We start from the raw sequence: 10,497 nt of genomic DNA, 5'->3' as shown, positions 1-10,497 counted from the left end.
TCTTTATCTCCGCGTCCCCTGCAATATCCTGAGAAGTGCCTGGCCATTCCTCGGGGCCTGGGCAGCCACATGGTTATTGAAAAACATCATTCCCTGTCCCGCTTGTGAAGTCAGTTTCCTTAGCCACGTATCGCACCACTGCTGCAACTCGTCTTCAATATAGTTATGGTCGAATTTTTTCTGCATATTACCGGACCGCCAACCTCGTACGTTACGACCATGAAAACGCACGTAAAAAAGATCCGGATTCGTTACCACATCAAGCGTCGGGAACAGCCCGGGAAGGTCCGGTTCATCCACCGTCACCAGGGTCAACCGCCGTCGTTCCAGCTCCGCAAAAACAGAATCCGCCACCCAGGAATCGTGCCGAAACTCCACCGCTACCGGTAACGGCGCAAGACCATCGAGCAGAGTGGCAAGATAGTGTCGGTTTTCCGTGGTGCGATGAAAATCCGGCGGCAACTGAACCAGCACGGCAATCAACCTCTCAGCCAGCGGCTCGATACCCTTCCGGTAAAGCTGCATTTGTCGATCCAGGTCGCCTCCACGCTCATGGGTCATGGTGCGGGTAAGTTTGGCGGCAAACCTGAGGTGTGCGGGGGCTGAATTCACCATCCTTGAAACCGCCTCCGCCCGGGGCATCTGGTACCATGTGTAGTTCAACTCTACCGCGGAAAAGCTTGCCGCATACAGGCCAAGCATATCCCCCGAAGCTGTACCAGCCGGATAAAAACCACAATCGACCCACTCCCGGTAGGAATACCCACAGGTTCCCACGTGTATCGTGCACCGTCCGCCAACACTATTTGCAACGGTTACACGCCCCTCAGGTGCTCCCATGTCCTATCACCTCACTCTCGAACACCCCGCTATTGCCCCGGATTACCCCTACGACCTTGCCCTGAACCAGTAATTCGCTGAATTGATAACGCATCACCGAATAGGCCTCGTTTTCAGGTCGCAGTTCGATATGATCCGAATGGAGAAAAAAGCGTTTTACCGTGGCCTCCTCGCCATAGAGCAGGACAGCCACCACCTCCCCGTTTTCGGCATACTGCCGGGGCTCACAAATAACGAGATCCCCGTCTAAAATGCCGGCTCCCTGCATGGAATCACCACTGATCCGCAGACAAAACAGGTTATCACCCGGAAAGAGGGAATGATCGACGATAACCGTTCCATCCCACTCCTGCTGGGCATACATCGGTAACCCGGCGGTCACCTGTCCGATGACAGGTACTTCCCGGACACGACCCGTAATACTGTGCGACCGACCTTGCTGGCCCACTGACAACAGCCGCACGGATCGACTATACCTCCCTTCCCGTGCCAGGAGTCCCTTACCTTCAAGCTGATGTATGAGCTGAGCCACGGCATTATGACTCACCCCCAGGTCGGCAGCAGCCTGCCGTAAACTCGGTGTTTTGCCCAATTCCCGGATTTTACTCTCCAGATAATCGTACAGTTTCCTTTGCTTATCCGTCATGTCCACACGACATCCTCCTTGAATGTAAATGTACATTTACCTTAATTGTACAAACACCCCGCTATTTGTCAATATACATTCCGACCACTTCTTTCCGTTTATCCCCTCTTCCTTGCGATAACCGGATAAAAACACTGTAATTCATGGAAAAATTAGGTATTCTGAAGAGAGTTGCCGCACACACTCCACTATCAACTATTCCCACGCTCGGATGCGCTATGTTCAGAATCAAAGATATTATTAATATTGCAGTACAAATCGAAAAAAACGGTGAGGACTCCTACCGGCAGGCAAGCGACCATGTCACCGACCCTGAGGTGCGGGAAATGCTCCTCTGGATGGCGGAAGAAGAGAAGAAACACAGACAGTGGTTTGAGTCGTTCGAGGACAATACCGAGATTGCCCCTGAACATGAAGAACTTGAGGCCATGGGACGCTCGCTACTGCAGGACATGATCGCCAACGAAACGTTTTCACTGGATCAGGACCGGCTCAACAACACGGACACCCTTAGCGAACTCTTTACTCAATCTAAAGCTTTTGAAGAAGACACCATACTTTTTTATGAGTTTCTGAAAGGGCTGATCGACGACCCGGAAGCCAACACCCGGATGAACCTTATTATTGCTGAAGAAAAAAAGCATTCCGAACGTCTCGACAATCTGGCCAGGACATATTGCCGACCTGCAGCCTGCACAAACGACACCCCGAACGGTAACTGACAAAACCGGGCATGGCCCTCTGGCGTGCACCCAAAAAGAGTTGAGATTACCTTGCTCCATGAACCCAGAACACCCATTATCCAAGGGAGGAAACAATGAAGGAAGAACGGGATATTGAAAAAACCTATGCCAATAAGGATTTCGTCGCAAAATTACGACGACTCGCCGATGCCATCGAGAATGGGAAAAAATTCGAGATCCAGATTGCCGGGGAAAGAATTTATGTGCCGGTACGGGCTGAGTTCACAATCGAGCACGAAAGAGAAGGCGCTGAAGAAGAGATCGAATTTCAGATTAAGTGGAAAAATGATTAATTATGGACACATATAATAAAGTCACCCATTAACCCTTGACGACTTGACAAGTCAAGGGTTAATGGTGCGGTCACAGCAGGGTCACTAATACGCTGCTGCACTTTTCAGGTAATAGACGGCTTCAGCAAGGCCAATCTTTCCATCACCATTTTGGTCCTGGACTGTTGTTGAGGGTGTCAAAACACCACCACGCAAAGGGAGCCCCACCGCAAAGTTCATTAATAAACTCAACAAACAAATAAATTCTTTGGTTCTTCGTAAAAACGAACTTATGCTACGTTCACGGTCAGATTTATCTACATGTTGTACAAGCTAGAATCAAAGTTAGAAACCTGAATGAAATGATGGGGAGACAGTCCCCATCCTGGTATTGCCATTGCTGTTGACGGCCTGTCTTGGCCGGATTCCCGAACCGGTCGATTACAAATTCTCGCAACAGCAGAAGATGCAGTCGGCCCATCACTGGCAGGTTCTCGCCGCAGATGTTGCGAACCGCGTCAACAATGAGCTGATTGTAAATGATTATCTGAAAGCCGCTGTTTTCGTGAGAGAGAGCTGTGGCGATGAGGACACTCCCTGCAAACCGAATGCAACCAGCAGTTTTGAAGAAGCGTTTCGCGATCTTCTCATAACAAACCTGGTGAATCTCGGGGTACCGGTACTCATTAGAGGTGGTGATGATGCCATCACGGTCAATTACAAGGTCCAGCTTGTCCATCACCGCGCCACACGTCTTTCAACCATGAAACCGGGCCTGATTACAGCTCATGCGACATTTATCACCGTGTTTCGTAACATTCCACATGAGTTGAAGACCATCGCTTCGGCAGCAACACTCGATCTCGCTAATCAAAACCTGGTGAGTAGTGGCCACAATGAGGTGATCATATCTACCTCAATAGTCAAAAACGGTAAGTACTTCTACCGTGGCTCAGACCTGTATTACATCAACGATAATGACTCCTTCCACTATCAAACAACCAGTCCCCGAGCATTATCCCTCCCTTTTGACACTCCGGATTCATAAAAATATCTGGGAAGGCAGACACTTCACCCCAAGAGTGCCCGGCAATAGACCCAACTTCGACAAGCTTAAAGCAGCTCAGCAGAAACTCTGAAAAGCGCCATAAGTAACGTTCAAAGAAATAGTATTAATTTGAAAGAATAATGCTTAGTTTCCTGATATTAAGATATTATCTCTTGAATTGCAGATACCCAGAACACAGATTTTGGAAAATAAAAGCTGCTACAATCATAACCATAATAGCTATAAACCGATTACTGCAGGATCATACATGGTCTGGAATTTTATACTTTATTTGTTGTACGGTCTTGCCTTTTTCACTTTGGGTGTCGCCATCCTGTCAAGAGACACCCGGCTGAGTGAACTTGGGATCGCAAGAATCCTTTGGTTACTCGCAGTCTTTGGTATTGTTCACGGTTTTCACGAATGGCTGGAATTACTCGAACAACTCAATCCTGATGTCATTTCGCCTGCTTTTTTCCTGCTCCGCCTTTTGTTGGTGAGTTCATCTTTTCTCTTTTTGCTCTACTTCGGGATATTTCTGAATTTAATATCCTTATACGGAGATCACGCCCTTAAGACTACTCCCGATATTACCAAAGTCATAATCGGCGCAGCTGCTCTGGCCCTGATACTACTGGCTATCTTTTTTGATTTTGGCAGTGGAACCGACATTAACATCAGGCGAATGGTTGGATTTCCTGGCGGATTGCTGTCCGGTATTGGCCTGATTATATATTCACGAACAGTGCGGACCTTCTCAAGAAAAGTAGCAGCAAATTTTATTTTTGCCGGTGGGTTCATGATCTGTTACGCAGTATTTACAGGAATCATTCCTTCCGATTATGTCATTCCGGCATTTAATACCAAAATAATCATGTTAAGAGGGGGAAGTGCTTTCTTGATTATGTTCTTTACCATAAAAGCCCTTTCTGTATTCAGCCTTGAACAGAGAAAACTCATAGATGAACAACTGCAGCGCTTTGCCCAGTCAGAAAAACTGACTTCAATGGGGATATTGGCGGCCGGAATTGCCCATGAAATCAATAATCCTCTCACGAATGCTTCACTGAACCTTGAAATGCTCAAGGATCTGGTTAGCGGGGAAGAAAAAGTCGACAAGAAGCTGGAATCAATAGACCGCAACATCTTACGAGCCTCTACCATCGCAAAGGAGTTGCTTCACTTTTCAAGAGAAAAAGAAACATCCTTTGAACCTGTAAACCTTAACGAGGTGATCAGGAGCAGTAATAACCTGATCAAAAACCAAAGGTTGAGTTCCATCATTCACCTGCAACTCAACCAAGTCCCTGATATTATGGGTATCCCCCATAAGCTTGAAGAGGTGTTTATCAACCTCCTGATGAACAGCATTGATGCCTGTGAGGAGGGAGACTTCATTGAAATTGAAACTTCGCACCACTTAAACCAGGTAACCGCGGAGATTACAGACACCGGTCATGGCATACAAGCCGATCATATCAAGCAGGTATTTGACCCCTTCTTTACGAACAAGGGAATTGGCAAAGGCACAGGCCTCGGCCTTTCAGTGTGTTACAATATAGTAAAACAGCATCACGGAGACATTTCATTAGTCAGTAGTCAGCATGGCGGTGCGGTTGTAACCATTACATTACCAGTGGCGGGAAATCATGAGTGAAACTATTTATGTCATCGATGATGATGATGACCTGCGTGAGAGCATTACTGAGATTCTTGAAGGCAATGGCTTCAAGGTGAGCTCTTTTGAGAACGCGGAAGCTGCACTTCAGGGAGTCACATCTCAAACCATTTCTTTGGCTATTGTTGACAACATGATGCCAGGCATGGGTGGCATGGCTTTCATCCCGGTCCTGAAAAAAGAACATCCACATGTGAAGATTATTATGATCACCGCTTTTTCGACAGTTGATAATGCTGTCACCGCAATGAGGAGTGGTGCAGATGATTATCTGGCCAAACCTTTTAAGAGAGATGACCTCCTCGTCACTGTACGGCGTAACCTTGAAGAACTCAAATTCGAACAACAGATTGCAGGACCGGGAATGGATGATGCTCTTGCCTGCCTGTCTAACCAGATCAGAAGACAGATTTTAGCCCTATTAGCCAGTAACGGCAGGATGAGATTTATGGATATAACACGCCATCTGAAAATCAGTGATCACACAAAGGTAAATTTTCATCTTAAAAATCTCAAAACGAACGGTCTTGTCTCCCAAGACAGAGTAAAAATCTACAGCCTCACACCGCAGGGCGATAAAATGGTTGATTGCCTTTCGTTACTGTCCCGAAAAATTCCCCATTAAATGAAGCATGTAGGTCCGGGTTGTGAACTCTGCTTCACAGAACAGGCCTGTTTGTGAGCAAGCTTTATCTGGAGATATTGTATTCATACTCCTACAGTGAAATTGTACCAATAAATAGCATAGAGAACGTTCATCTTATACTGGAGGAGATTATGAAACACCTAGGAATTCTTACAGTTGCGGGGATGGTTGCTTTAGCCACTTCAGCCATAGCTGCCGATCAGACACTTGTAAGCACCAAGTCTGGTTCTGCGATAGTCCTTGATGGTAAGGCAGACAAGGTCTGGCAGGATGCAAAAGGGATTACGGTGAAAGTTGATGAGCTTCCATATGAACCTAATAACGGTTACAAAGGAATGCAGGAAACTGATGTTACAATCAAATCACTCTATGATGACAAATATGTCTACTTCCTCTTGACCTACAAAGATCCAACGAAAAGCCTGGAACGTTTCCCATGGGTTAAACAGGCGGATGGGAGCTGGAAGAAACTATCAAACAAAGACGATACCGGACATGACAATACATATTACGAAGACAAGTTTGCTATGTTCTGGAATATTAGCACCAAAGGATTCGAAGAGGACGGCTGCATGATCGCCTGTCACCTCAATGAACCCGGAGATACTTCAGCTGGTCGAAAATATACCGAGTCAGCAGATCAGACCATCGATATGTGGCATGCAAAATATGTTCGCTCTTTACCGATGGGAATGTTTGATGATCAGTATATTGACAACAATACTGACCCCAAAAAAAATAAAGGATGGGGTAGAAAAGGAGATACCGGAAAAGGCGGTTACAAGAATAACGATAACGCCGACAAGTCCAGACCGGCTTTTATGAATCTTAACCCAACTGCGGATGAATTATATTATGTAATTCCTAGCAAAAAGGTTCCGTTTGTTGATAACTTCAAAGCTGGAGATGTCGTACCAGGTATCAGTATTGCGCCAATGATGGGTGGCCGCGCAGATATTCTTTCACGAAATGAATATAAAGACGGAGTATGGACACTCGAGGTAATGCGTGCATTGAAGACTGAGGGCGAAAATGCCGAAACTCAGGATATCCAGTTCACCGACAAGTCAAAGAGTTACCCGTTTGGTATCGCTGTGTTCGACAACTCTCAGATCAACCATCTTTTCCATACTGAAACGCTCGAATTAAAGTTCAAGTAAATCAAATTCAATTTAAACGGTGTACAGTATTGGGCAGATCTCGTTAGGCATGCGAGATCTGCCTTTTTTAATATTCCGGCTTTATCCCAGGGACAAGATGTAGCCCCCATTCCCTATCGATCTTTCGATGCGCAGGAAACATCCATACCCGCAACATTCCCTTATCCATTTCATTGGCATTACAAATCATCAAATGCAATTCCAGGGTAATTTACTAAATCATGTATCAAACAGAACGCACCAGACGTGCAAATCCGCCGGGGATAGTTCCCGATGACCAGAAGGCCCGTCCCTGCTTGTAATCAACAAACCAATAGCCGCCCGGTTTACGCTGGGCAGAGACAAAGATAAACGGCTGTTTTTTGGAAAAGCACGGGTGAAGATGTACACCTTTGTCGTTCTCCGTGGTCTCCATGAGTGACATGGCCTCTTCAATAGTGGGCAGACGCCAGTCGCTGTAACCATGCAGCCCCTGGTCGTTCAACTCAGAGAGAGACCTCTGGATTTTACGAATTGAGTTAATATCAAGACCGTCTCTTTGCCACATAAGACCAGTTCTCAGGTCTACCACCGTTTCTTCACTATGCCCATTGACTAAGCAGTTATCAAACCGACCATCAGGGTTGTGTTCGGTATCAAAAAAATTCCACTTGCGGATAAGCTCAGCAACCTCCTCTTCCTGCACATAACTGTGTTCCGAAGGAAGAGTTACTGGTTCCCCCATAAATGAAGCTGTATCCATACCAGGCAGGGACGGACCCATATCCTCGTTCTCGTCCTCTTCGACCACAGGTACCACAAGTTCTGAGTCCCCGCCGTCCAGAACGTTTTGAATCAGCCAGTCACGTATCTGGCTGTTAATGCCAAACGTCTGCTCAAAGCGGGCGGCCCAGCCCTGCTCAGCCACACAGTCTTCCACCATTTTCTTGGGTGCCTTGATCTCTGCCATTACTTTGGCATGTTTTACACCCCGCTCCATCAAATATAATTTCGGGTCACCGTCCCAATGATCGACATAGAAGTAGTATACCCGTTCATCATTGTTACGAACCCGCTCGCGCCCGCCCCACGACTCAAACGTACCGAAAGTAAGCTCCGGACACATCTCCCAGTCGATTGGACTAATGACCTTATCTCCTACTTTTACCTTGTGAAACATCCCCATAAATCACCTCGTTAGTCTTGGATGAGACCAAAATTCTTTCCTTTTGTGGCCAGTGCCGCTGTTAATGTATACTTTGTCTGTACGAATGCGCAGGCGCCTCATACGACCGAAATACCACATTGTAGTCTTAATTAAATATAATAATCATTATTAGATAATGTCCAAAGAAAAACTCCCATGCCCGATCAAAAGAGGGCACCCCCTCCCTCTTGGTGTTACTGACCATCAAGAGGGCCTGAACTTCGCTCTCTTTTCCCGCCATGCCGACCAAGTGATCCTGGTAATCGAGTGGCCGGAAAAAACCGGGATCAGGTCATTTCACAGCCATGAAATCCCCTTGCATCCAGAGCACAACAGAACCGGTGATATCTGGCATATATTGCTGGAAACCTGCGACATGGATATCACCTACGGCTATCGAATTTACGTGCAGGATAAAACGAGCGAACCCGGCACTATCTCAGCTCCTCAAAGCATCTTAATAGATCCATTCAGTCAATCCCTTACGCCCAGAAAGTGGGGAGAGGCAGCTGACTATGGCCGACGACCCTGTTGCCGTATCGCCAGAGACACGTTCAACTGGAGAGAAGACCGTCCCTTGAAAATATCCTTAAGTGACACGGTCATCTACGAACTCCATGTTCGTGGCTTTACCAGACAGGACACGCAACTCACATCATCACCGGGAACATACAAGGCACTAACCGAAAAAATCCCGTACCTTCAGGAACTCGGCATCACCGCCGTCGAGTTAATGCCGGTCACCGAATTTGACGAAAACGATAATGTTTTCCGAAATCCTCATACCGGTGAGACCCTCAAAAATTACTGGGGATATAATCCCGTCTCCTTTTTTGCCTTAAAATCAGGCTACGCTCACGACCCATCGAACCATATCAATGAATTTAAGGAGATGGTCTATTCATTTCACCAGGCTGGTATTGAGGTGTTTCTCGATATTGTCTACAATCATACAGGAGAAGGCGGATACGACGGCACAACGTCAAGCTTTCGCGGTATTGATAATTCCATCTACTATCTTCTTGACCCGACCAACAGGGAATACCTCAATTTTTCCGGTTGCGGCAACACCCTGAACTGTAACCATCCGGTGGTAAGGAACCTGATAATCGAATCCCTTCGGTACTGGGTAACGGTAATGCATATTGATGGTTTCCGATTCGATCTCGCCTCTATACTCGGACGTGACAAAACAGGTAACGTCCTCTCCAATCCTCCCATGATAGAGCTTATTGCGGAAGACCCGGTTCTCCGGGACACTAAGATAATCGCCGAAGCCTGGGATGCAGCCGGACTCTACCAGGTAGGTTCTTTCTCGACGGACTCCCGCTGGGGCGAGTGGAACGGCAGGTTCCGGGATGATGTAAGGGCGTTCATGGCCGGCCATAACGACACGGTAACCAAACTTGCAACACGTATGGCTGGCAGCTCAGACCTGTACCAGGCGTCCCAGAGGTCCCCTCTTTCCTCCATCAACCTGCTCACCAGTCACGACGGTTTCACCTTGTACGACCTGGTCAGTTACAACATCAAACATAATCTGGATAACGGTGAGAACAATCGCGACGGGGACAATCACAACCTGAGTTGGAACAGCGGTCATGAAGGAATTCCGGCACCCACCAAGGTGGAACAATTGCGTCATCGAAGAATCCGTTCGATGTTTACCATCCTGATGCTCTCCCAGGGAATTCCCATGATAACAGCCGGAGATGAGCTGGGACGAAGCCAGAGAGGCAACAACAATGCCTGGTGCCAGGATAATGAGACCAGTTGGCTCGATTGGCGGCTCCTGGAAAAAAATGCGGAGCAGCTTTCATTCTTCCGGTTTGTCATCAACCTGCGCAGAAAACATCAGTTATTCCGACGGGATGACTTTTTTCACCTGGGTAGAAAGAATGACAACGGTATACAGAAACAGGAAATTTCCTGGCAGTACCTCATACCGGGACAACAAAACTGGGAAAAGGAGACCCGGGGACTGGGAGTGCTCCTCCACGGTGAAACAGATGACAGCTTCCGAGACGACGATTTCTTCATAATGATCAATGGCCATAAAGAACGTTCTCTTTCCTTTACCCTTCCGCCGGTCCCTGGAAAAGACACAAACGGGCTGTGGCACCTCATCATCAACACAGCCGGTACAACCCTTCCAGACATTCTACCGGCTGAAGAAAAAAACTCCTTAAAAAGCCAGACCCGGTACACAGTTGCTCCTTTTGGGGTTACAGTGCTTCAGTCAGTGTCGATCCCAGCCCCAACATCTTTACGAGGGTAA

11 protein-coding genes are annotated in these 10,497 nt (G+C 47.2%); 7 read left to right on the top strand and 4 right to left on the bottom strand.

Going from position 1 to position 10,497, the window contains the following annotated elements:
• Window positions 1-3: 3 nt before the first annotated feature.
• Together GA520_RS01570 and lexA are read right to left on the bottom strand one after the other, a co-directional pair.
• Window positions 4-840, bottom strand: a complete 837-nt coding sequence (locus tag GA520_RS01570) for a DUF72 domain-containing protein (protein WP_163337272.1) — start codon at window positions 838-840, stop codon at window positions 4-6.
• On the bottom strand, window positions 827-1,486 hold the full coding sequence (gene lexA / locus GA520_RS01565) for a transcriptional repressor LexA (protein WP_240910103.1): 660 nt from the start codon (window positions 1,484-1,486) through the stop codon (window positions 827-829). The genes GA520_RS01570 and lexA overlap by 14 nt, the downstream gene beginning before the upstream one ends.
• 218 nt (window positions 1,487-1,704) lie before the next feature.
• Here lexA and GA520_RS01560 point away from each other — a divergent pair, with 218 nt between their 5' ends.
• Both GA520_RS01560 and GA520_RS01555 read left to right on the top strand, forming a co-directional pair.
• A complete protein-coding gene (locus GA520_RS01560) occupies window positions 1,705-2,208 on the top strand; it encodes a ferritin family protein (protein ID WP_163337270.1) in 504 nt (167 codons plus the stop codon).
• A gap of 95 nt (window positions 2,209-2,303) precedes the next feature.
• Window positions 2,304-2,522 carry an amphi-Trp domain-containing protein gene (locus GA520_RS01555; RefSeq protein ID WP_163337269.1) on the top strand — a complete coding sequence of 73 codons (219 nt, stop codon included), beginning with the start codon at window positions 2,304-2,306 and terminating at the stop codon, window positions 2,520-2,522.
• Between the two features lie 84 nt (window positions 2,523-2,606).
• Here the strand turns inward: GA520_RS01555 and GA520_RS01550 are convergent, their stop codons facing one another.
• Complete coding sequence (locus GA520_RS01550) at window positions 2,607-2,741, bottom strand: hypothetical protein (protein ID WP_255494319.1); 135 nt, start codon at window positions 2,739-2,741, stop codon at window positions 2,607-2,609.
• Between the two features lie 157 nt (window positions 2,742-2,898).
• Here GA520_RS01550 and GA520_RS01545 point away from each other — a divergent pair, with 157 nt between their 5' ends.
• The 4 genes from GA520_RS01545 to GA520_RS01530 all read left to right on the top strand — a co-directional run bounded on the left by GA520_RS01545 (window position 2,899) and on the right by GA520_RS01530 (window position 7,033).
• The gene (locus tag GA520_RS01545) at window positions 2,899-3,549 is read left to right on the top strand and encodes a hypothetical protein (RefSeq protein WP_163337268.1); all 651 of its coding nucleotides are present in this window, start codon (window positions 2,899-2,901) and stop codon (window positions 3,547-3,549) included.
• 268 nt (window positions 3,550-3,817) lie between these two features.
• Window positions 3,818-5,206: a sensor histidine kinase gene (locus tag GA520_RS01540; RefSeq protein WP_163337267.1), complete on the top strand. Its 1,389-nt coding sequence runs from the start codon at window positions 3,818-3,820 to the stop codon at window positions 5,204-5,206.
• A complete protein-coding gene (locus GA520_RS01535; RefSeq protein ID WP_163337266.1) occupies window positions 5,199-5,852 on the top strand; it encodes a response regulator in 654 nt (217 codons plus the stop codon). Before GA520_RS01540 ends, GA520_RS01535 begins: the two co-directional genes overlap by 8 nt.
• Before the next feature lie 152 nt (window positions 5,853-6,004).
• On the top strand, window positions 6,005-7,033 hold the full coding sequence (locus GA520_RS01530) for an ethylbenzene dehydrogenase-related protein (protein WP_163337265.1): 1,029 nt from the start codon (window positions 6,005-6,007) through the stop codon (window positions 7,031-7,033).
• 226 nt (window positions 7,034-7,259) lie between these two features.
• Here GA520_RS01530 and GA520_RS01525 read toward each other — a convergent pair whose 3' ends face one another.
• Complete coding sequence (locus GA520_RS01525) at window positions 7,260-8,192, bottom strand: DUF1566 domain-containing protein (protein WP_240910102.1); 933 nt, start codon at window positions 8,190-8,192, stop codon at window positions 7,260-7,262.
• 163 nt (window positions 8,193-8,355) lie between these two features.
• Between GA520_RS01525 and glgX the strand changes: the two genes are divergently transcribed.
• On the top strand, window positions 8,356-10,497 hold the full coding sequence (gene glgX / locus GA520_RS01520) for a glycogen debranching protein GlgX (protein WP_163337263.1): 2,142 nt from the start codon (window positions 8,356-8,358) through the stop codon (window positions 10,495-10,497).

The sequence above is a fragment of the Desulfopila sp. IMCC35008 genome (assembly GCF_010646885.2).
GTDB lineage: Bacteria > Desulfobacterota > Desulfobulbia > Desulfobulbales > Desulfocapsaceae > Desulfopila.
This window is presented reverse-complemented; position numbering and strand designations above follow the sequence as displayed.